This window comes from Streptococcus oralis, from assembly GCF_022749195.1.
Classification (GTDB): Bacteria; Bacillota; Bacilli; order Lactobacillales; family Streptococcaceae; genus Streptococcus; species Streptococcus oralis_CI.
The window spans coordinates 507,264-532,145 of the sequence record NZ_CP094226.1 but is presented as its reverse complement, the minus strand read 5'-3'; the positions used below and the strand labels follow the sequence as shown (position 1 = coordinate 532,145).

13 protein-coding genes are annotated in these 24,882 nt (G+C 42.0%); all 13 read right to left on the bottom strand.

The window, feature by feature from the left end; translation table 11 throughout:
• Nucleotides 1-92: 92 nt before the first annotated feature.
• Nucleotides 93-5,636 carry a ZmpA/ZmpB/ZmpC family metallo-endopeptidase gene (locus tag MP387_RS02630; protein ID WP_242747499.1) on the bottom strand — a complete coding sequence of 1,848 codons (5,544 nt, stop codon included), beginning with the start codon at nt 5,634-5,636 and terminating at the stop codon, nt 93-95.
• 231 nt (nt 5,637-5,867) lie between these two features.
• Nucleotides 5,868-6,248: a hypothetical protein gene (locus tag MP387_RS02625; protein WP_242747497.1), complete on the bottom strand. Its 381-nt coding sequence runs from the start codon at nt 6,246-6,248 to the stop codon at nt 5,868-5,870.
• Between the two features lie 248 nt (nt 6,249-6,496).
• Nucleotides 6,497-14,557: an SIALI-17 repeat-containing surface protein gene (locus tag MP387_RS02620; protein ID WP_242747496.1), complete on the bottom strand. Its 8,061-nt coding sequence runs from the start codon at nt 14,555-14,557 to the stop codon at nt 6,497-6,499.
• 304 nt (nt 14,558-14,861) lie between these two features.
• Complete coding sequence (gene ileS / locus MP387_RS02615; RefSeq protein ID WP_242747494.1) at nt 14,862-17,654, bottom strand: isoleucine--tRNA ligase; 2,793 nt, start codon at nt 17,652-17,654, stop codon at nt 14,862-14,864.
• Between the two features lie 251 nt (nt 17,655-17,905).
• A complete protein-coding gene (locus MP387_RS02610; RefSeq protein ID WP_242747492.1) occupies nt 17,906-18,700 on the bottom strand; it encodes a DivIVA domain-containing protein in 795 nt (264 codons plus the stop codon).
• Nucleotides 18,701-18,716: 16 nt separating this feature from the next.
• On the bottom strand, nt 18,717-18,971 hold the full coding sequence (locus MP387_RS02605) for a DivIVA domain-containing protein (RefSeq protein ID WP_000028988.1): 255 nt from the start codon (nt 18,969-18,971) through the stop codon (nt 18,717-18,719).
• A gap of 8 nt (nt 18,972-18,979) precedes the next feature.
• A complete protein-coding gene (locus MP387_RS02600) occupies nt 18,980-19,771 on the bottom strand; it encodes a YlmH family RNA-binding protein (RefSeq protein ID WP_242747490.1) in 792 nt (263 codons plus the stop codon).
• Nucleotides 19,768-20,028, bottom strand: coding sequence for a YggT family protein (locus tag MP387_RS02595; protein ID WP_000576500.1), 261 nt, complete (start codon nt 20,026-20,028; stop codon nt 19,768-19,770). The genes MP387_RS02600 and MP387_RS02595 overlap by 4 nt, the downstream gene beginning before the upstream one ends.
• Complete coding sequence (locus MP387_RS02590) at nt 20,028-20,558, bottom strand: cell division protein SepF (protein ID WP_242747488.1); 531 nt, start codon at nt 20,556-20,558, stop codon at nt 20,028-20,030. Before MP387_RS02590 ends, MP387_RS02595 begins: the two co-directional genes overlap by 1 nt.
• A 9-nt stretch (nt 20,559-20,567) precedes the next feature.
• The gene (locus tag MP387_RS02585; RefSeq protein ID WP_049505659.1) at nt 20,568-21,239 is read right to left on the bottom strand and encodes a YggS family pyridoxal phosphate-dependent enzyme; all 672 of its coding nucleotides are present in this window, start codon (nt 21,237-21,239) and stop codon (nt 20,568-20,570) included.
• Nucleotides 21,240-21,242: 3 nt separating this feature from the next.
• Nucleotides 21,243-22,499: a cell division protein FtsZ gene (ftsZ, locus tag MP387_RS02580; protein WP_242747486.1), complete on the bottom strand. Its 1,257-nt coding sequence runs from the start codon at nt 22,497-22,499 to the stop codon at nt 21,243-21,245.
• A 16-nt stretch (nt 22,500-22,515) separates the two neighbouring features.
• The gene (gene ftsA / locus MP387_RS02575; RefSeq protein ID WP_242747484.1) at nt 22,516-23,886 is read right to left on the bottom strand and encodes a cell division protein FtsA; all 1,371 of its coding nucleotides are present in this window, start codon (nt 23,884-23,886) and stop codon (nt 22,516-22,518) included.
• Nucleotides 23,887-24,121: 235 nt separating this feature from the next.
• Nucleotides 24,122-24,826 (bottom strand): YwaF family protein, encoded by a 705-nt coding sequence (locus MP387_RS02570; RefSeq protein WP_242747482.1) that lies wholly within the window; start codon nt 24,824-24,826, stop codon nt 24,122-24,124.
• Nucleotides 24,827-24,882 lie beyond the last annotated feature (56 nt).

Sequence of the window (24,882 nt, the reverse complement as noted above, 5' to 3'; positions counted from 1 at the left end):
TTCTCAGTCACAAACAAATCGCCTACCAGCTTTCAGACATCCGAACATAAAAAGAGAAGATCTGTCGATCCTCCCTTTTCATTTTCCAACCCTTATTTCTTAAAAATAGAGGTTCTGAAGTCGTTTGTTTGGTCAAGATAGGATTTAAAGATTGCTCTCTTCAACTTATGAACAGCACTGTCATACTCTGGATTATAGTTGCTCCAACGAGGAGCATCCGCATCCTCCAGTACAGCTTGATCCATGAGGGCTTGCAATTCAGTCACACTATTGATGGTCTTTGTCGCATAGCTTGGCCATGGTTTTGTCGGATCTTTAAAGGTCACCTGTTTCAAGTTTTCAAACTGATCCACACGTTCTTTATACATGGCTTTCTTAAAGGTAGCCCAAGATGAATACTTGCCTTCAAATACCTTGTCCAATACAAGATCATCTGTCACCAATCCGCGTTCTTTACCATAGAGATTGATGGTTTTACCTTTTTGTTTGGCAACTTCTTCGTATTGGTTGGAGATATAAGGTACCATTCCATCCTTAAATCCTTTGGCAGCCAAAAGTTCGTAAGCGATCCGGCGTCCCATAAGGTCCCCTGGTGTTCCTTTCTCACTGCTGAGAGCTGAAAAGATTGGAGTAAAGAGTTTAATCGTATAGTAGCCATTTCGCTCATAGTCGCCAGACTGATACTGACGAGATGATAAGATGTTGTGGTCAATCAAACTATCAAAACTATTCAGGTTTCGGGCCTCTTCTTCTGTCAATTCTTTGACTACGTTAGTGGCATAAACCTCATTTCCATCTGCTGGATCTTTCACATACTTGTTCTCAATCTTTCTGAGAGCCGCCATTTTCTGGTAAACATTTAGTTTGTTAACGATTGACTGCCCTTCGAGATATTCCATCATGTAGATAAGGTCAAACATATTGTGAACATAGTTCTGAAGATCTGCTGCATTTTGGAATCTCTCTGTCGGATCCAAGACTTGCAGACGGGAGCCCTCTGTACTATCTGATGTTGAGTGTTTCAAGATAGAATTGATGGTAATAGTTGCGTCACTCGGCTGGTCAGGCGCTTGCAATAAGCCTTTTGCGAAGAACTCTGGTCCCAAGCCACTTCTTCGACCATAGCCGCCAAGGTAAATATCCTGATCGGAATCATGGGTCATTTCATGGGTATAAGTAATGGCTCCATCCTTGTCCAGCATACGGTAAGACATATAGTAGACGCCATCGCCTGTTGCGTAGGCTCCATGCTGATTGTGTACTACCTTATTGCCAACTGGTCCAAAGAAGTTCTTCATGGCTGGATTGGAACTATCAAACTTAGCCTCCACTGTAGCTTTTCCAGATGTTGTGTCATCACCAAACTTATAGGCATCATAAAGGAGAATTGTACGATAGAGTTTTTCACGTCCCTCATTATCTAAAATACGATACCAATAATCGTAGTGATCTCGCTGACGTTTGGCTGTTTCACGCGCATTTTCTTCTACAAAGTCATTGAGAGCCTTGCCCGCTTTATGCTCGCTATTGCGGTAGCGATCATAAGCTCCAAACCCTAGACTAGACATGGTCGAGATGACAAAGACGGATCTTTCTGGCAAGGTCAGGAGAGGCAAGACCATATTGCGGTATTTCCATGTGGCACTCGTGATGCGGTCATAGACACCGATAGAATACTTGGTGCCAGCTTGTCCTTGCTTTGTTTTCACCTCTTCGATAGTGGATTTTTCTTCGACGATGTAAGCCTTGGTCTCTGATTTAAACCAGTCATTGTTGCTTGTGGTTGGTAGAAAGACTTTTCGGTAATTTTCTAGCGTGCTAAACAAATCTGTCGTTCCATGATGGCTGGCAAGACTGATACCATAAGTATCGACATTATTCTTAGCTAGAAGATTGTTAAAACCAGATTTACCTAACTCAATCAGAGTGTCCAGTGGTGAAGCATTTCCCTTACCAAAGAAGTCCAGGTGGTACAGAACCAGGTCTTTGACGTTTACCTGACCATAGCTGAAGTTGTACCAACGTTCCAGATACGCCATACCAAGTAGCAAGGCTTCCTTGTTGCGTTTGATTTTATCTACAAGGTAGCCCTTGGTAACTGGGTTGTCACCAGCAAGCCCAGCATCTGCTGACAAGAGTTTTTTCAAACTGTCTTCCAAATGTTGTTTTGTTTTGGCGAACTGGTCTTCTAGATAGAGCTCGGTCTGTTTGACATTTGGAGAAATACCGAGTGTCTTTTTGATGGCTTCTGAGTGGTAGTCAACCTTTTGTAAGTCAGGTAAGACTTGCTTGATGATAGAAGATTGGTCATACAGGAATTGATTTGGCGTATAGAGAAGTCCAGTATCTCCTAGACTATATTCTGCTAATTTGGCAAAATCATCCTGGTATTTGAGATCCAGTTTCTCAGATGAATGGTCCTTGTAGTGAAGCAAGAGTTTGTTTGCAGTCTCTTTGTTAGAAACAATGTCTGTGATGACTTGGTTGTCCTTCATCATGACTGCTGACAAGAGTTCTTTTTGATATAAAAGACTGTTCTCATTGACCAGATTTCCGTATTTGACGATGGTTGCCTTGTTGTAGAAAGGTAGCAATTTTTCAATATTTTTATAAGCCAAGTTGCGCTTAGCTTGATAATGGGCCACCTTAGAAAAATCACTGTCTTTCTTGCTACTTGTTGAGAGGGGCTCCACTGTTGGTAGAGTGAGAGGATTGATGGCTGCTTTTTTGCTTTCAATTTGGGAAGCATCTAGCATTGTACCTCTTTCTTCAAAGGATTCCTTGCTGACGACCTCATCCTTGACCAAGGTGACATTGTAGACTCTGTTCGCCTTGCTGCTGAATGTGTCCTTCACCTTCATTCCATTATAGTGGTAACCGGTAATGGAATTCCCGTTGGTTACATTGACATCACTGAGAACATTGGTCAAACTTCCAGCATGCTTTTCTAGATTAGAAGTTCGGTCCCACAAATAGCCTGCTACTCCCGCTACTCTACCAAAGTGCTTGGCATTGTTAATATCGCCTTCAGCATAACTATCATGGATTTGTGCATCCTGATCTACTAGACCTGCAAGACCACCCACAGTCTGATCTGAACTATTTGTGTTAGATGAAATGGCTACTGTCGCTTTTGACTTCGTCAGCAAAGCTCTGCTACCTGTCAAATGACCGACAAGACCACCGATATTGTAAGCAGCAGTCGTTTCATAAGTGTTGATAATTCTTCCCTTGAAACTGCTCTCTGTGATGCTTGATTGGTCCGCCTTAGCCAGCAAACCACCGATACCGCGTTCACCTGCTAGAACACCATCGACATGAACTTGCTGAATCTTTGTGCTATTGTGCGCTTCATAGGCCAGTGCACCGATATCATCTTTCCCGGAAATAGAGACATTTTTTAGGCTCAGCTTTTCTACTGTGGCGCCATTCAAGGTTTCGAACAGAGGCTTTTTCAAGTTGTAAATAGCATACTGCTTGCCATCTTTTTCACCAATCAGCTGACCAGTAAAGGCGCCCTTGATATAGGATTTAGCTTCAGGCTCCAACTCCACTTCGTTGGCATTCAAACTAGCTGCTAAATGATAGGTTCCAGAGAGATTCTGGTTGATAGCTTTGACTAGGTTGCTAAAGGAAGTAAAGGTTGTTGTTTCCTCTCTAGCCTTCTTAGCTAGGTAGAAGGTGAAATTATCGACATATTTATTTTCTAGCTCTTGCTGGAGTTTCTCAGCCTTGGCTGTGATTTTATAAACTGGCTGACCATCTTTCGTTTCAGCCGTTATTGAAGCGACTGGTAGATAGACATCTTTAAACGACGAAGATTTAACCTTGACAAAGTAAGTATCTGGATTACTTGGGACACCGTCTAAAGAAACATGTTGTTTGTAAGTACCATTGGTCTGACTATACAACTCCAGATCCGAAACGTTTCTTAATTCAAGTGTTTTTTCTGTCGGAGCTTCCGGTTTTACTTGCTCGGTATTGCCAGTATATTCTGGAAGAGGAGCGACTTGTTCCGGTTCCACGATGGCTCCTGCTTGCTCACCTTTATATTCTGGTAGGGAAGACTGGGTCTCTGGTTCCACAATCGCACCTGCCTGTGTTCCCTGATACTCAGGTAGTGGAGTGACTTGTTCGGGTTCCACAATCGCACCTGATTGCGTATCTGTATATTCTGGTTTTTCAGCTGTTTCAGGAGCTACAATCGCTCCCGCTTGAGTTCCTGTATACTCTTGTGTCGGTGGTACCTTTTCAGGTTCTACGATTGCTCCAGACTGCTCGCCTGTATAGGTTGGTTTCTCAGCCGTTTCTGGTTCCACCAAAGCACCAGACTGGACGCCCCCAACCTCTGGCTCAACTTGTTCTGGCTCAACGATAGCACCAGCTTGGGTTCCCTGATATTCTGGTAGCGGAGCGACTTGCTCGGGTTCAACGACTGCTCCTGCTTGGGTGCCAGTATATTCAGGTTTTTCAGCTGTTTCAGGGGCAACAATCGCTCCCGCTTGATTCCCATTGTATTCTGGTAATGGAGCCTGAGTCTCAGGCTCTCCTTTTCTTGCAGACTGAGGTGCTTCACTCGCAGCTACTGCCTTCTTAGTCCCTTTCTCTACTATACGTGGCAAGGCTTCTTCTACTTTAGTTGATAGAACTTCACTAGAAATTTCTTGGTTTTCAACCGTGAAAATGCGAACAAGCTCAATCTTCTTCCCAGCACGACCTTCTTGTTTGACACGAATGGTTCCCTCTGTTAGTTCTGAATTTTCTTGAACCACTTCTGAAAAGCCTAGTTTGGTTACAATTTCTTGGTCCTTGTATAGGAGTTCTGGTTTATTCACGCGACCAGCCAAGACTTCATCCTGAGGATCCACACTAACAAGACCAGACGGTTTTAGATCGGATGAATCTTGAGAAGGGATTGTCTTGTCTGCAGGGCTTGTTGAAGACGGAGCTTTCTGCTCATCTCCTGCCTTTTGCCCACCTTCATTGGTCTGAAAATGAGGTTGAACCGTGTAGTATAGTTTCTGATCCCTAGCAGCAGTTTCTTGCTGACTAGAGTCCTTGTCTTGCTTAATATAGCCTAGGTAAGTATAACCCGATAAGGTACGTGGCAAAGGCAGACTATCTCCTTGGGATAATTGGTATTCCTGATTGTATTGGAGCAAAAGCTGATTTTCGATAGCCTGAACTGAAGAAGCCAAACCACTGCTCATCCCCGTTACCAAAATCACATTCAAGAGGGCTTTCTTCTTGCCTTTCTCTTTGGATACAACAAAAATAAGGAGGCCAATCGAAGCCAGGACTCCACCCGATAAAACGCTAGTAAGGCTATTCTGTCCACCTGTATTGGGCAACTGACCCAGCTGGGCTTTCTCATCCATACGGTAGACTAGATAATAAGTGCTCTCACTATCTTCAGCAATTTTAGGAATATCCTTGACAATCAAGTCCTTTTCTTGCCCACTCAGCTCCGTATCCGTCACATATTTGTAGTGAACAGCTGCATTTTCTTGAGCAAATACGGTACCACTGCTAGCAATGGACACAAAAAATAGGCTTGAAATCGAAGCTGACACAAGTCCAATTGCTAATTTTCGTAAGGAGAAACGATGCTGCTTCTCTCCAAAAATCTTTTTCATTCTAAATCCTCTAAACTTTTACCCTCTATCAAGAAAATAACTATTTTTATATTTTGATATAGGTATTTTACATCCACCATTATACTATAAAAAGAGTTGCTTGTCTCAAATAAATGCTTTAGATTTTACGATTGTCAATGCTTATTTATCCTGTCAAATTTCCCTCTGATTGATGACAAAAAAGAAGGCTAACCGCCTTCTCTTATTTGAAAATATTTCTAACAAAAGTCATTATTCTTGAATCTCGAATTTTTTCAAAAGTCCAAAGTAGAGGGATCCACCAATGATTGTCAGAATTCCTCCTACCCATCCCAAGAATGGGATCAATCCAACAGAACCACCCACGATAAACAAAACAGACGGTGCAGGAGTCACACGCTCATCGTCCTTGTAATACACAATAGACACAATTCCTAAAACCAAGATAGCAATTTTTACCAATGACAAAATGATTGAAAAAATCGTCAATATACCAACTGTTGCATCAGAGTCCTCCGTCGCAGCAGCAGCCCCGACAGCTATCATAAACATAACAACAGGCGCCAACAGTAAAACAATACCTGCGATAAGACCAAAAATCGCATTTACGCGAGCAAGTGTATTTGTTTTCATCTGAATCTCCTTAAAAATTTTTACAGCTATCATTTTATCATATTTTCATGAAAAACTGAAGAAATTTCAAAACGAGGATACTAGATGGTGAATGATTTCAATTTCTTATCTAAACAAGCTAAGAAGGAAATCAAAAAATCTACAGATTGGTTTGTAAGTCCATTCGTTTTTAGTAGTAAGCTAGTAATTTTCATAGAAAAAAGAAGATCACTTGGATCTTCTTTTTCGTATCTATCTTTGCAAAAAGCTTATTTTTCAAAGATGGACTGTCTGAAGTCGTCTGTCTCACGAAGATAAGCGTTGTAAATCTTCTTCTTGAGCAGGTTGACCCAGCTAGCTTCGACACGGCTAGTAGCATTGGTAATGTTGCGTACATCCTCTGCTACTGCTGCGTCCATCAACTGCTGCATCTCTGCATAAGAACGAATGGTTACTTTCTTGGTACTGTTTGGATTTTTAAGCTCGTACTCAATGGTGATTGGCTTCAGCTTGGTCAGCTGATCAATTCGCTCCTTGTACATGGCCTTCTTGAAGGCTGCCCAAGAGTCGTATTCACCCTTAAATACATTTTCCAAGACTTTCTGGTCTGTCACGAGACCGACATCTCTTCCAGACCATCCGTCCCACGTTTTCTTCCCTTCATCAAAGGCTTCCTGAGAGTACTGACCAGAAACATAAGGGACAAATCCTTCATGGTAGCCCTTGGCTGCCAGTAATTCATAGGCTGTGCGACGGAACATGACGTCACCTGGCGCTCCATTTGGATTGCTCAAGGCTGAGTAAATTGGTGAGAAGAGGCTGAGACTGAGGTAGCCATTTCGACCATATTTCCCACTTTCCTTATTCTCCCGACGAGTAATCACATCATTTTCAATCAGGGAATCAAAGGTCTTCAGCTGCTTGATTTCCTCAGCAGTAAAGCTTCGCGTCTGGTTACCTGCGTGAGTCTCCTTACCATACTTATCTGTAATATAGTAATTCTCCATCTTCCTGAACCACTGTAACTTGGCAGCATCGCTCTGCTTCAACATAGAAGTACCTTCTAGATAGTCCAAGGTGTAGATCATGTCAAACATACCATGGACATAGTGTTGTAGGTCTGCTTCATTTTGAACACGTTCCTTGAAATTATAGGTATGCATACGTGTCTTAGAATCTTTGTCCACCTTGAAGAGAGTATTGAGCGTAATAGTTGGTTCATCTGCGCTCGGTGAAGACTGCAAGAGTCCGCGAGCATAGAGTTCCGCACCTAGTCCCTCACGACGACCATATCCTTCAAAGTAAATTGCACCGTCAGAGTTATGGGTCATTTCATGGGTGTAGACAGAGTTTCCATAGTCTTCCAACAATTTAGCAGCATCAAAGTGAGTTACACTACCCGTAGCATAGGCATTATAGCCCTTGCTTGGATACCACTTGCCAGCTGGTCCAAAAAATTCCTGCATAGCCTGTGATTTTTTGTCATTAGCTGGAGCCCAATATCTTTGACCATTCTTGTCAACCAATGAGAATCCATCATAAACCAGAACTGAACGGAAGAGCTTGTCCTTGCTTTCCGGATTCAGAATCTTGTACCAGAAATCATAATGGTCGCGCTGGTATTCAGCTGTTTTTCTCACTCTGTGTTCAACATATTCAACTAGTTCTGCGTCTGTGCGCACTCTGTTATTGGCATCCAGGCGGTAGCGATCATAAGCTCCCATAGAGAGGGTAGACATATTAGAGATAGCATAGACACCCTTCTCCGTCATAGTCAAGAGTGGCAGGAGCATGCCCTTGTGTTCCCAATTATCTGCAGTAATCTTGTCATAAACACCGACAGAGTACTTGCTCTTGCCCTCGGCTGCGTCCTGAAGCTGTCTCGCTTCTGCTACATCGGACTTAGCCTCAACGATGTAGGCTTTTGTATTGGTCTTGAGCCATTCATTATTGGTCTTGTATGGTAGGAAGAGCTGACGGTAGCCTTCAAGGTAATTGAAGAGTCCTCGCTTGCCAGTTGCTTCAGAGAGCGAATTATCATATGCTGTATAGTTGTTCTTAGCCTTGAGATTCTCAAGTCCTGATTTCCCTAAAGCAATGATTGTATCAAGAACCGAAACGTCATTCTTACCATAGAAATCCATCTTGTAAGCCGACAAGTCCTTAACATTAAAGGTGTCATAGTTGATATTGTACCAACGGTTAAGGTAAGTCAACCCTAATAGGAAAGCTTCTTTATCAGCAAGAATCTTCTTAACAAGATAATCCTTAACTACTTCACCTTCAGTATTGATAGCCTTATCCATAGCCAGCACTTTGCGAAGCTCACCTGATAGCTTACTTTTCACTTGCGTAAATGCAGTGTCTAAGTATAGTTCATCCAAAGAAGTATCTGCTGCTACTCCGAGAGCTGTTCGCATAGCTGGCGAATCAAGAACGACCTTATTCAGCTCTGGCAAAACTTGATTTAGAATACTAGTATAATCTGATACAAAGGCTTCTGGAGTATAAAGAAGGTCTAACCCCTTGATACTATACTCAGCAATACCTTGGTTGACGAAATCTCCCTGATAAGATATTTCTAGGTAGTCAATAGTATTGTCCATGTAGTGCAGCATCAAACGATTGATTGCAGTTTTATTGCTATGGATATCTGTCACCACTTGATGGTCCTTCATCGGAACAACATCCAGTAGGTACTCCTTGTTCAACTTATGCTCTTTCGGGATCTTGTTAGCAAACGAAACAATAGTTTCTTTATTGTAGAAAGGAAGTAGTTTCTCCATATTTGCATAAGAATATCCGCGGTCGAACTGAGCATTGTTTACCTCACCATAGTCGACAAAACGCATATTTAGATTCGTATCATCTAGGCTAGTCGTGATGTCCATAGCAGTCAGTTTTTCTTCCATTTCTTCTTGAGTAATAGTAGAAGTAACAAACTGATCGTTTTTCAAGGTTTCACTCTTGGCAACTTTATATGCTTGCGTAATGCGGTCGTTTTTGTAGCCCTGATCCCCAGAAATACTGTAAACATTTGTACCGCTAACATTACTGATAACATTATCAACTAAACCATTAAAGTAGTTCGAGCCGACCACTCCACCGATTTGACCGTTAGTGGTTGCATTATATACTTTTCCTGTCACATAAGATTTGGTGATTCGAGCATTGTTTTCTAGACGTCCAACCAAACCACCGATACGTTGTTCATTTGATCGAGCACCACTAATAATCGTTACATCTGCTTTACTTTGGCTAAGAAGAGATTCTCCTCCTTTAAGGCTTGCAACCAAACCACCTACATTATAAGCTTTGATTTGTTGACTGTTAGATAGGATAGTCCCCGTAAAGGAACTATTGGTAATCTTCGTATTGGTTCCATTAACTACTAGACCCGCTACGTTAGAGGCGTTGCCTACTACCGATACTCTCCCCTGAACAGAAACATCTGTGATTAGCGCATTCTCCGCATTTCGTGCCACAGCAGCCGAGTCATAGGTACCCACGATATTCACATCTTTAAAGTCGATATTTGAAATGGTAGACCCACTCTTGAGGTTTTCAAATAAAGGCTTGGCTAGATTGTAAATGGCGTATTGCTTACCATTTTGACTACCTGTCAGACTGCCGGTGAAGTTCCCTTTGAGATAGACATAATCCGCAGGAGCTAGGTTGACCTCACTCGCATCCAAATCAGCACCCAACACATAGTTTCCTGCCATATTTCGCTTCATGGCGTCTACCAATCCAGCAAAGCTAGTGTAGACATTTTGCTGGCTTGGGACTGCCTTACTGATGTAGAAGTCGTGCCCAGACTTATAGCCCGTTTCACTTTCTTGGACGAGTTCAGGAAGGGTTACATTAACCTTATAGACGGCCTTGCCATCTTTCTCTGCTTCAGAAATGCTGTGAACTGGTAGGAGAATTTCCTTGGATTCGCTTGATTTGATCTTGACGAAGTAAGTAGACAGATCCGTAGGCATAGAGTTCATCGATACAAAGCGCTTGTATTGGTCGTTTTCTTTATGATAAAACTCAACGGAATCAATATCACGGAAGGCAATCTTCTTGTATTCTAGCTCAAAGTTACGACTGTCTGTTTCAAACTCAGTAAAGCTACCATTATCCAATTCATAAGTCAACTTAGTTTTTAGAGTGTAGCCTGTGTAGTAGTCTAAGTCGCCAATTTTCAAGCTGCCAGCAAAGTTAGTAATCGGAAGAGTGCGAACCAGCTGATCTCCCTGGTACAACTCTGCAGTCGCTGAACGGAAGGATTTGGTCTGGTCTTCCAATCTATATTGGACTGTCACCGACTTATCATCAGCATTCTCAGTCAGACTTAAAATCGAAACAGTCGGCTTGACTTTAGGCACTCCATTTAGAGCTTCTTTGGCTGCTGTCAGGCTAGCAAGAACTTGGTTGACTTGCACTTGTGTAGCTGTTTGATTGTTCAAAACTCCCTCTGCCTTGGTTAATTCGTCAGTATAAGCTGTCTGCTTTTCTGAATCCGCATTCTTATATTTAACCGAAGTTTTAACCGTTGGATTTAAATCGTACTCAGTCTGAAGAGCTGTTTTAACAACTTCAAGACCACTTAATTGAGCCTTGGCTTGATTGATTTGTTCCACCAGTTGGTTGACTTCTGCTTGGCTGGCTTGGGATTGGCTCAGAATCGCTTGACCAGCCGTCAAAGCAGCATCATAGTTAGATTGATGGCTCTGGCTATCGTTGAAATAACGGGCCTGAGCTTTAATCTGATCCGATTCTGCCAAGAGATTATGCAGTGAAATTAAATCGAACTCCTCTAAAGCTTCTGCTTTCGGTGCATCACTTGGTACCATATTTGGTTTAGCTGTTCCGACTTTGACAATTTGCGTTACAGGAGCTAGAGTTTCCTCGTTAGACAACTCTTGACGGTCAAGCTCTTGACCGTTAGAGCTGTAGACACGGGTCTTAATCGTGCGCTCACCCTCAACACCTGGAGTTGCGATCTGACGGGCATCTTGAACAAGCTCATCCGTATATTGCTCCTCGATATTGAACGCAATCTTCTCAATGCGGGTTTCATCTGTATATGTCAGTGGATACTCTGGTAAAGCATCTGCTTTCGGAGCTTCATTCGGTACCATAGTTGGCTTAGCCGTGCCGACTTTGACAATTTGCGTTACAGGAGCCAAGGTTTCTTCATTAGACAATTCTTGACGGTCAACAACTTGACCATTGGAACTGTAGACACGGGTCTTAATGGTACGTTCGCCTTGGACTCCCGGAGTCGCGATTTGACGAGCATCTTGAACCAATTCGTCCGTATGTTGCTCCTCGATATTGAAGGCTATTTTCTCTACGCGCGTTTCATCTGTATATGTCAGTGGATACTCTGGCAAAGTGTCTGCTTTCGGAGCTTCATTCGGTACCATGGTTGGTTTAGCAGTTCCGACTTTGACAATTTGCGTTACGGGAGCTAAAGTTTCCTCGTTGGACAACTCTTGGCGATCAACCTCTTGACCGTTAGAACTGTAGACGCGAGTCTTAATCGTGCGCTTTCCCTCAACACCTGGAGTTGTGATTTGACGAGCATCTTGAACAAGCTCATCGGTTTCTTCTTCACGAATGCTAAAGTTGATTTTTTCAACGCGCGTTTCGTCAGTATAAGTCAACGGATATTCTGGCAGGGCGTCTACTTGCGGTGGATCGTTCGGTACCATGGTTGGTTTAGCAGTTCCGACTTTGACAATTTGCGTTACGGGAGCTAAAGTTTCCTCGTTGGACAACTCTTGGCGATCAACCTCTTGACCGTTAGAACTGTAGACGCGAGTCTTAATCGTGCGCTTTCCCTCAACACCTGGAGTTGTGATTTGACGAGCATCTTGAACAAGCTCATCGGTTTCTTCTTCACGAATGCTAAAGTTGATTTTTTCAACGCGCGTTTCGTCAGTATAAGTCAACGGATATTCTGGCAGGGCGTCTACTTGCGGTGGATCGTTCGGTACCATGCTTGGTTTAGCAGTGCCGACCTTGACGATTTGCGTTACTGGAGCTAAGGTTTCTTCATTCGAAAGTTCTTGCCGGTCAACCTCTTGACCGTTAGAACTGTAGACACGAGTCTTGATCGTGCGCTCTCCCTCAACACCTGGAGTTGTGATTTGACGAGCATCTTGGACCAATTCATCCGTTTCTTCTTCATGAATGCTAAAGTTGATTTTTTCAACGCGCGTTTCGTCGGTATAAGTCAACGGATACTCTGGCAAAGCGTCTACTTGCGGTGGATCGTTCGGTACCATGTTTGGCTTAGCCGTGCCGACCTTGACGATTTGTGTTACGGGAGCTAGTGTTTCCTCGTTGGACAACTCTTGGCGGTCAATTTCCTGACCGTTAGAACTGTAGACACGAGTCTTAATCGTGCGCTCACCCTCAACACCCGGAGTTACGATTTGACGACTTCCTTCTGGAATCTCATCTGTATATTGCTCGTCAATAGAAAAATCAATCTTTTCTATTCTAACCTCATCATTTGTAGTCAATTCTAACTCAGAATTCTCATGAATAGGAGCTGTATCAAGAGTTGTACCATATTCCATCAGTTCTGGAATCTCTTGAACTGGAGGCGTATCAGAACTTGTGCCATACTCTGCTAATTCTGGAACTTCATGAACTGGCGCTGTTTCTGGACTGGTGCCATATTCCGTCAATTCTGGAACTTCGTGAACTGGTGCTATTTCAGGAGTTGTACCATATTCTGTCAATTCCGGAACTTCGTGAACTGGAGATGATTCAGGGTTTGTGCCATATTCTGTCAATTCTGGAACTTCGTGAACTGGGGATGTTTCAGGATTTGCCCCATATTCTGTCAGTTCTGGAATCTCTTGAACTGGAGGCGTATCAGAACTTGTGCCATACTCTGCTAATTCTGGAACTTCATGAACTGGCGCTGTTTCTGGACTGGTGCCATATTCCGTCAATTCTGGAACTTCGTGAACTGGTGCTATTTCAGGAGTTGTACCATATTCTGTCAATTCCGGAACTTCGTGAACTGGAGATGATTCAGGGTTTGTGCCATATTCTGTCAATTCTGGAACTTCGTGAACTGGGGATGTTTCAGGATTTGCCCCATATTCTGTCAGTTCTGGAATCTCTTGAACTGGAGCTGTATCAGAACTGGTGCCATACTCTGCCAATTCTGGAACTTCGTGAACTGGGGCTGTTTCTGGAGTTGTGCCATACTCCGTCAGTTCTGGAAGCTCATGAACTGGAGTTTCTTTTGGTATCGAGTTAGTTGAAGCTGTTCCAACTAAAATAATTTCAGAAACAGGTTCAAGCGTCACTTGATCAGAAATCATTTCGCTTTTCACGATTTCTTGACCCTTACGATAATGACGAGTCACAACTGTACGTTGACCTCGAACACCTGATTGTATAACTTTTGATTGACCTTGAGCCAATTCATCGGTATATTGGTATTTTGTCTGATAAGGAAGTTCTTGGACTGACTTTTGCTCACTAATTTTTAGTTCTGGTAAGTCATAAATAGGAGTTGAGCGTGTGAACTCTATCTCCTTAGCAGCTATAGCTTCTCTTTCTTCCTCCTTTAAACCATCACCCTTATCCGAAACAATCTCTTTCATATCAAGATTTGTTTCACTCGGTTTAAGTTCACTTTCCTTTCCTTTCTCCAAGTCAAGTGTCGGGTTTTCCTTCTGAACAGAATGAGCTAAATGACCATCATTTTGTTCTTTATTCTTTAAGTAACCTATATAGTCATAACCGTCAATTTTCAATGGCGCTGGCAGTGCATCTCCAAGACCCAAGTTAAGACTTTGATTATATGCTGCAAGTTCGATATTCGTCACTGCTAAGACTGTTGGAGATAGAAGTATAGATCCCATTCCAGTTACCAACAAGATCGAAGATAAATACCTCTTCCCATTTCTGCCTCTAACAACTACAAGCACTAGTAATGCAAGACCCATCGCTGTAAAAGTGGATTCCCAAAGGCCGGAGTGACCTGTCTTAGGTAATACTCCAGATTTATCCCCTTGAGTAGTCGGACGATAAACTAAGTAATAGGTCTCTGAAGCATCCTCAACATGCTTTGGAATCTCCCTGATCAAGGCACTCTTCTCTGCCTCCGTCAATTCAGACTCCACTACGTAGTGGTATTTGACCTGAGCAGACTGCTGACTTTGAATTTCTGCTGCCTTCACAGAAGTCAAGCCCCCAGCCATTTGCCCATTCAAAAAGAAGCTTCCAATAGTCGCCGAAACGAGCCCGACAGACAACTTTCTGAAAGAAAAACGTTGTCGTTTTTCTCCATAAAACCGATGTTTCATTCTCAAAATTTCCTCTTCAATATATTATTCAATCCTTTCTATTCTACCGAAATTTACTAGATTATTCAATTTATTTGTCACAATTTTTAAGGAAATCAATGCTTCTAAAAACACTCTTATCAAGCACTAAAGATTTTCATGATTCTTATAAAAACTTTCCGAAAATATACTCAAAAATCGTATTATATGCAAATTTATTTTAGATATAAGAAGACTAGAATCCAGCAAAAAAAGAGAGAAATGACTTTCTCTCTTTTACCTTTCCTCTCATCTTAAACTATGAGAAGACATATTTCTAATCTGATTATTTCGCTTCAAATCCTTCTGCAACTGCATCCGCAAAGTTTTCTTCTACGATGCTTGCACAGTGGTCACAGATAACTGCATGGTAGCTACGTTCTGCAGTAGTTGGATCGATACGACGGCAGCGGTCACATACTTCACCTGCAGCGCGTTTAACTGTAAAGGCTACATCTTCGAAGCTAACGGCACCTTCTGGAGCTGTACCTTCAGCGATGGTCAATTCTGACACGATCAAGAGTTGAGCCACATTGCTATCCACTGCTCCAAAAAGAGTTTTCACCACTTCATTTGGATAAACTGTCAAGTGGGCTTCGAGTGATTTACCGATTACTTTTGCATTACGCGCTTCTTCCAAGGCTTTTTGAGCTTGTCCACGGAAATCCATGAAGGCTGACCATGTATCCAAGATTTCTTCTTGGTTGGCAAAAGTTTGAGCCTCTGGTAATTCAGACAATTGAACGAAGTCTTCAGCTTCAAACTCAAGATATGACCAGATTTCCTCTGCTGTGTGAGGAAGGATTGGTGTCAAGAGTTTGGTGATTTTGACAAGAATGTCATAGAAGACAGTCTGCATTTGACGGCGTTCGAGTGATTTGGCACCTTCGATATAAACCACATCTTTGGCAAAATCAAGGTAGAAGGCTGACAAGTCAACGTTAATAAAATTCACCAAAGCCTTGTAGATAGTCAAGAATTCAAAATCAGCATAGGCATCACGAATCGTTTTCACAAGTTGGTTAAAGCGAATAGTCATGTACTTATCAACTGAACGAAGTTCATCGTAAGCTACTGTATCCTCAGCTGGGTTAAAGTCAGAAGTATTGGCAATCAAGAAACGAAGGGTGTTACGGATCTTACGGTAAGTTTCGGAGACTTGGCTCAAGATATCCATAGAGATACGGACGTCGTTGCTTGAGTCCACACTTGTTACCCAGAGACGCAAGATTTCCGCACCAAATTGTTTTTCAACATCGCTTGGAGCAATGGTATTCCCAAGAGATTTAGACATCTTCTCACCTTTACCATCAAGGGCAAAACCTTGTGACAAGATTTGTTTGTATGGCGCTACGCCATGGTTGGCAACGGATGTGATGAGTGAAGAGTTGAACCAACCACGGTATTGGTCAGAACCTTCAAGGTAGAGGTCAGCTGGGTATTTGAGTTCTGGACGGTTGACCACCACTCCATTCCATGACGAACCTGAGTCAAACCATACGTCCATGATGTCCGTTTCTTTCTTGAATTCGCCATTTGGTGAACCTGGATGCGTAAATCCTTCTGGCAAGAGATCTTTGGCATCTCGTTCCCACCAGATGATAGAACCATGTTCCTCAAAAAGTTGCGCTACATGTTCGATGGTTTCAGCTGTCATGATTGGTGTGCCATCTTCTGCGTAGAAGATTGGAAGAGGAACTCCCCAAGCACGTTGACGAGAGATAACCCAGTCGCCACGGTCACGGATCATATTGTAAAGACGCACTTTACCCCATTCTGAGTGGAACTTCACTTTTTCAATTTCATCCAAGATTTTTTGGCGGAATTTAGATACAGAGGCAAACCACTGTGGAACTGCACGCCAGATGATTGGTTTCTTGGTACGCCAGTCAAATGGGTATGAGTGAGAGATTTCTTCTTGAGCAAGGAGAAGATTACCAAGTTTCTCGATAACAGTCGGCACAACCTTGTCGTAGAATTGACCTTCAAAGTCAGAGCCAGCATTGGCCATCATAATACCGCGTTCGTTAACTGTTACAGCAACTTCAAGACCATTGGCAACACCGACATTGTAGTCGTCCTCACCAAAACCAGGGGCTGTATGGACAATACCAGTACCAGAGTCAGTTGTAACGTGGTCACCCAGGATTACCAACTCATCTACAGCCGTATCCCATGGGTGGACTGTCACAATGTGGTTCAATTCTTGACCACGGTAGGTTGCCAAGACTTGCACATCCGCCCAGCCAAATTTCTCAGACAAACTGTTCAACAATTCTGAAGCAACTACAAACTTACGAGATTCATCAGCTGGTTGAACGACTACGTAGTCAATATCAGCTCCAACTGTCAAACCACGAGAAGCTGTGATAGTAAATGGAGTAGTTGTCCAAACTACGATGTAAGTGTCTGTATCTAGGACACCTTTTCCGTCTTTGACGCGGTTAGCATAGTAAAGGGAAGTTGAAAGCAAGTCATGGTATTCAATTTCCGCTTCAGCAAGAGCTGATTCAGATGACCAAGACCAGTAAACTGGCTTGGCACCACGGTAGATGTAGCCTTTCTTAGCCATTTCTCCGAAGACACGGATTTGAGCCGCTTCATAGTCCGGAGTCAAAGTCACATAAGGATTTTCCCAGTCACCAGAAACACCCAATCGTTTAAAGTCTTCACGTTGTTTATCAACTTGAGAAAGAGCATACTCACGGCAAAGTTTCAAGTACTCAACCAAGTCCATTTCTTTGCGTTTAACGCCTTGTTTTGCCAAGACTTGCTCGATTGGCAGACCATGTGTATCCCAACCTGGGATGTAAGGTGCATAGAATCCTGACATAGACTTAGAACGAACAATAATATCTTTGGAAATCTTGTTCATGGCATGTCCAACGTGGATATTTCCGTTTGCATACGGAGGTCCATCATGCAAGGTGAAATGTGGTTTTCCTTGGTTCAATTCTTGACGACGTTGGTAAAGTTTTGCTTCTTCCCATTCTTTTTGCCAAACTGGTTCTTTAGTTGGAAGACCAGCACGCATAGGAAAGTCTGTTTTCCCTAAATTGAGGGTTTCTTTAAGTTTCATTGTTACTCCTTTAATTTAAACTGACAAAATAAAAACCACGATTCGCAAAAAGGACGAAAATCGTGGTACCACCTTTGTTCGAAAAAAGACAGGGTCTCTTTTCCTCTTTTCCCGTAACGTGGGGGACGTCCAGTCTTACTATTTTCGGACTGGATTGCTTGAGAGGATAATCTAACCACTAGGGATTGCAGGACTCTCACCATCTCCCGCTCGCTGAAAATATAGTTGGTTGGATCTTGTTCTCACATTTTTTATAGGATAAGAACAGATTCTTTGTTTGCATCGTTCTCAGTTGCCGTAGTAGCTTCTACTTCAACTGACTCTTCATGCTGGTCACTTTCTTCTGTCTGTTGATTTTGTTGAGCTTCAAACTCAGCTAATTCTTTGTTGCCAGCCTCGATACGAGCTTGCAATTCAGCAACCTCTTCTGGTGTGAATTGACGAGTCATATCAATTGGTTCTTCCTCTGGTTGTAAAGATACAGTTTCACCAAGAACTTCACCCACCACTTCTTTAAAGGCTTCATCACTTGTCTGAAGGTAAGTAGCTGTTGGGCGAAGAATATCTTCCCAATCAGATGACTCGACAATAGCCAATTGACTTTCAATCGTAGACTTGAGGCGTTGATGGAATACACGGCTCTTGTTCTTCAACTCTTCTGTCTCAACAGCCACTCTCTTCGCATTATCTGTTGCCTGACGGAGAATTTCATTTGCCTTGTATTTCGCTTCTTCAAGCAAACGTTGAGCGTCTTGTTCAGCTTGTTGAATAATATTGTTTGAACGTTCTTGAGCAGCCTGTTTAACACGCTCCGCAGTATCTTGAGCAATCAAAACTGACTGACTCAAGGAATCCTTCATCTCATCAAAGTAAGACAAACGTTCTTCCAAACTCTTGATGTGTGTCTCTTTATCGTGATTACTACGAACCAAGTCTTCATAGTCACGAACAACGATATCCAGAAATTCATCTACTTCTTCTGGATCAAAACCTCTAAATCTTGTACCAAAGGTTTTATCTTTAATTTCTAACGATGTAATTGGCATACTTTTCCTCACTTACTTAATAAAAAATAGAATCATTAATTGCTTCTGGTTCTTGCTCGCTTGTTACTGTTCTCTTAGGAATATCATTCGTATAATAGGAAAGACGTTCTTCTAGTTTTTTGATATAGAGTTCAGTTTCATCTTTGTATCGAATCATCTCCTCTAATTCAAAGTAAATCTTATCTAGAAAGAGGTCAACTTCTTCCTGATTGTAGCCTCTGAATGTTCTTGAGAAAGCTTTATCACTTATTTCTTGTGGTGTAATCGACATATTTTTTCTCACTTGCTTAAAAGTAGCCGGACTGTTAGTTTTTTCTTATCCTTTTTGGTCTGTCCATTGTCTTTGACAATTTTTAGACGACCAAACTTTCTCACACTGATCAAATCTCCAACAGCGACCTGGTAATCAGTTTTTTCAACCAGATGATAGTTTACCTGGACAGATTTTTTCTCAATCAGTTGACTAGTTTGATTTCTAGATAATTTCAAGGCACTTGATAAGAGGGCATCCAATCGAAAACTCGAAACTAAAATTTCTCGTTCTCTATAATCAATTTTAGACAAAATCCTATCGGTAAAAGGACATTCCTCCAGCGATACAGGAAGTCTGCCAATCTTTCTTATTCCATCCTGAAAAAGAGGAATGAAATCACGATTGACAAAAATCTGTGCTCTCTTTTCATCTACCAAGATATCACCAAATAATTTACGGTCAATTCCTAGTTGGTTGATAATTGTTCCCAATATTTTTCCATGACTCAGTTGCTCAAACTTACTCGGATAGCAAATTTCCAACAAGGCCATTTCAAAGTCTGATATCTCCGGTTCAAAGTAATCTGGATAGAGAAGAACACGAACCGACTCAGTCGGAAGAATATCACCACTACTTTGGCAACCCAGTCCATATGTCCCAGCTAGCACCCTCAAGATCTGTTCCTGATGGGGATTGATAAAGGGAGTAAGTACCGGTGCATAGGTATCTTCTACCCGCTTGATCCACTCTAAACCCTTATCAATAAAGGGAATATCATCTTGGGAAAAATGCTGATAAATGGCTCGATTTGCTGTCATAGTAATAAGACTAGTCGTGTTAAGATATTTCCAACAAACTGAATCAGAATCAGCGCTGCCCAAACCGTAAAATCAAGACCAGCAAATTGTAGATTGAGCTTACGAAGAGGCTCAATAACTGGGCGAGCAAGTCTGATAACTAAGCGACCTAGCTGGCTTTCATAGGCATTTGGAAACCATGAAAGAAGAGCAAATGCAACGAGAATGATGGAGTAAATGCTAACCGCATTTTGGATTAAACGGATTAAGAAAATCATTATCTTGCTCTATTTCGTTTAATATCAAAACCAAACTCAGCGCTTTGTGATTCGTCTGGAAGTTTGATATCTTCAATATTCACGATAACGTTGACAGGAGTCAATAGATACATCGTACTCGCAACTTTTTTCATATTTCCAGCCAAGACATGACGGGCTCCGTCCAAGTAATCAAGGCAACGACGGGCTTGTACTTCTGTCATGTATTGGAAATCAATCAAAATACTTTCATTTCCAGCCAATAAATCTACAATTTCAGTTGCATCTTCATATTTTCTTGGATAGCGAACGTCAATCGTCACTTTCTCATCTGAACGGTGACTTTGCATCGCCAATTCTTGCTGACGCGCATGAAGACGAGTAATATTTGCATCTTTTGCTGATCCTGACTGAGCAGGTGCTGGTAATTCTTTAGAAGATGAGATGGCTGGGCTAACTGTTTCCTCTTGTTGAGTCTCATAGTTAGTCGTTTCTTCTCCGTCTTCTGTAAAATAATCTATAAATTTATCGAATCTATCTTTTAAAGACATAGCTCTCTCCTATTTAAAAAATGCTGTACCGATTCGAACAAAGGTTGAGCCGAATTGAATCGCTTCTTTAAAATCACGACTCATTCCCATGCTTAGCTCTGTCATCGGCATATTAGGGATTTGTTTTTCTCTAATTTCTGCTTGCAGAGCCTGCGTATCCTTGAAAATTTCTTTCAATTCATCACTGTCTGCCTCAAAAGGAGCCATGGTCATTAAACCAACATACTCAATCTGATCTAACTTAGCCAATTCTGGCAAAAGTTCTAGCAATTCTTCTTTTGAAAATCCATGCTTGCTTTCTTCCCCAGAAATATTGACCTGCAAGAAACACTTGATAACATGATCTGTTCTCTTTTGAATTTCCTGGGCTAACTTTAGGGAGTCTAAAGCATGAAAGTAATCCACAAATGGGATTACTTCTTTCACTTTCCGTCTCTGTAGTGTTCCTATTAAATGCCAAGTAACTGGGTAATCTTTCAAGGCCTGATATTTTTCTAAAAATTTATCAACTCGATTTTCACCTATATGACGGACACCAAGCGGAAGCAAGGCTTCCGCTGTTTGTACATCTACATACTTTGTCACTGCGATTACTGAAACAGCATCTAGAGCACGGTTGGCTTCTTGACTAGCATCAGCTATTTGCTGAAAAACTAATTCAGTATTTTTTTTCAAATTCATTGATTAACGATTTTTGAAGAATGGAGGTGTATCCAATTCATCTTCATCTTGTGAAACTGGTGTTTCGAAGCGTTCTACTGATGAAACAACAGGATCTGTTTGGCGAACAATAGACTCGCGACGCAAGTCCCAGTCTCCAAAAGCAGACGCTTGGTTTGTTTCAAAACGACGAGGACTTGATTTAGGCAATTCTGCTGTTTCTTCCAAGTCGAATTGACGGTCAAATGTGTGTGCTTGAGGAGCTTTAGTTGATGGACGTCCAACTGGTTGGTTGTTACGAGCTCCAACTACTTTTTCCACGCGCTCTTGACGAACACCTGTCGCTACAACAGTAACACGGATTTCATCCTTCATGCTTTCGTCAATTGATGTTCCAAGCCAGATGTTTACACCTTGGCCAGCTGCTTGGTTGACGATTTCTGAAGCTTCTTCTGCTTCAATCAAGGTCAAGTCAAGACCACCAGTAACGTTGACGATGACATCCTCAGCACCATCGATAGTTGTTTCAAGAAGTGGAGAGTAAATTGCTTTACGAGCCGCTTCAACAACGCGTTCTTCACCACTACCGATACCGATACCCATAAGGGCATTTCCTTTATTTGCCATTACAGTTTTCACATCAGCAAAGTCAAGGTTAATCAATCCTGGGTTTGTGATCAAGTCAGTGATCCCTTGAACACCTTGGCGAAGAACGTTATCTGCTTCGCTAAGAGCTTCAAGAAGTGGGGTTTTCTTATCAACGATTTCAAGCAAGTTGTTGTTAGAGATAATCAACAAAGTATCAACATGCTCGCGAAGTTCGTTGATTCCTTCTACAGCGTACTGACCACGTTTGCTTCCTTCAAATCCGAAAGGACGTGTCACGACACCAACTGTAAGAGCACCAAGATCTTTAGCGATACGTGCAATAACAGGGGCTGCACCTGTACCAGATCCACCACCCATACCTGCAGTGATAAAGACCATGTCCGCTCCAGTGATAGCTTCCGTCAAAGCTTCTTCACTTTCTTCTGCAGCTTTACGTCCAACTTCCGGACGACCTCCAGCACCCAAACCACGAGTCAATTTTGGACCAAGTTGGATAACTGTTTCTGCTTTCGTACTGCTAAGGGCTTGTACATCAGTGTTGGCTGCGATAAATTCTACACCAGCAACACCTTCGTCAACCATGCGGTTGATGGCGTTACCACCACCACCACCGACACCAATTACCTTAATAACTGCGCCTTGAGCTGCTGCTGTATCAAATGAAAATGTCATAATTTCTTATCCTCTTTTATTCATCAAACATGCTTCCGATCAAACCACGGAAACGTTCTGTTAGCTTCGGTTTACTTTGAGAACTTGCTTGGAATTCTTCCTTGGGAGCAACTGGAGCTTCCTGCACAGTTTCAGCTGGTGCTGCTTGTGTTGGACTTGGTTGCGCTACTGGATTCAAACGTTGATTTGGAATGCCAAAGTTGATTGGTTTTTGACGAAGGAATTCATCTCCTTTAACTGCTTTTTGAGCAAGAAGATTGACTTCAGTCAATTTACCAGCAAACTCAGACAAGCTAATCACGTGCGCAAATGCAGGGTTGCGAATTCCAACTTGATTTGGTACATAAAGTTTTACGCGAACACCAAATACTTCTTGGGCTAATTCAACAATTCCTGGCAAAATTGCATTTCCACCGATAAGGACGATACCTCCTGGCAAATCTAACAAGTGTCTTCTTTCCAACTCTTGTTTGATTTGGTCAAAGATATGTTTGATGCGTGCTGAGATAATTTCTGCCAAATAGCTTTCTGTTACTTCAACAGGTTCTACTTCACCAATTACTTCAACTTGGAAAGTTTCGTTACTTGCAAGTGGAACGTAAGCTTCACCATAGTTCAGTTTCAAACTTTCTGCAATTTTTTGAGATGTTTTCAAGACTTTAGAGATGTCTTTAGTAACGTAATCTCCACCTTCTTGGTAGATGTTAGTGAACTGCAATTCTTGGTTGCGGATAGTCGCTACAGTAGTCTGACCTCCACCCATGTCAATGACAGTCGCACCAAATTCACGTTCACCTTCATTGAGAACGGAGTTCACGATTGCCAAAGGTGAAATAATCACGTTATCAACATGAATACCTACACGCTCAACCGTCTTGCGAAGATTGTGTAGAATCGTACGAGGACCTGTGTAAAGCAGACCACGCATTTCCAAGCGGACACCCATCATACCACGAGGGTCACGGATGCCTTGGAATCCATCCACGATGAATTCTTCTGGAATAAAGGTAATCACTTCACGGTCAGGAGTCATGCTCTTTGTCAAAGCTGATTTGACAACATTTTCAACATCTTGATCTGTGATTTCTTTGGTATCTGAAGTTACAGGAATCATTCCTTGTGTTGGTTCAACCTGCAAGAGGTTTGCTGGAAGGCCAACGTTAACAGACTTAATAGAAATACCCGCTTTCTCTTCTGCCTGTGTGATTGCAGATTTAATTGCTGAAGCAGCTGCTTCAATATCAACAATAATTCCGTCTTTGACACCTTTACTTTTGGCATTACTAACACCAATTACATTTACTTCGCCATCTCTATGCTCAGCTACTAGCACTTTAATCGAGCTAGTTCCGATATCTAAGCCTGTAAAAAAACCATCTCTAGTCATTACATCGCATCCTCTCTGTCTTCCAAGTTTCTCACTTCTATTTAATAACTATGTTTGGGCATAGCTATTCAAAGAATATTATAACACAAAAAATCCAATCGTGCTTAGTTTTTGATAAAATTCCTGCATGTTTTTTGAGAAAATTCTAGAAAAATTCTTCTTCTAAGAGATTATTTGAAGTTAACGTTCACAATTTCCTTTTTGTTTCTTAAAAATCCAAAAAAGAGAAGATCATTTAGATCTTCTCTTGAATAAATTCTTCCGATTTTTGTTGTAAAAAATTTTCTACTAATTTCCCTGTTAAGCGAATTGCTATCACGATAACAGTCGAAACAATGAGATAATTTAAGGGCTGGCCGAAACTTCCAACAAGTGGTGGTTTACTCAAAAATCCATAGTCCCCACCTACAACTAAATTGACAACCCATATCAAGCCATTTAAGGCAAAGGTAATCACCGCCACATTCTTCAAATCAAGAAGGGAAGCCTCATAGTTTCTAAACAAGTATAGAAGCGCATTTCCTAAAAGGGCAACATGTCCGATAATGAAAGACAAAATGGTCACGTGTGGAAATGGGTAGGGATCAAAGAGTGGGTAAGCCAGTGCCGCTGTTGCTCCAAAAGTTCCTAAAAGGGCAAAGTATTGTTTGTACTTGGATGTCCCTGGAATCAAGAGCATCACAAACATGGCGATACGGCAATGATAGAAGGGCAAACTTTCTGACAGAGGCATGAGATTGCCCCAATACCAGCTATACAGAACAATCAGTTGAACAGACTGAAGGATCTGAATAAAACGCTGGTAAGCCACTTTATCGCGAAAACGATAAGAAGCATAGAAAGTAAGAGCCAGTAAACATAACAAACCAATGTACCAGTGGAGTTCAAACTGGGGCGGTTCTGATATCTGTGTGGTAAATAATTTATCCCACAAATTCATATTCTATTCCTCGTTCATCTAGCTAGAGGCAGTAAAAAAAATTCACTCCCCCCAGC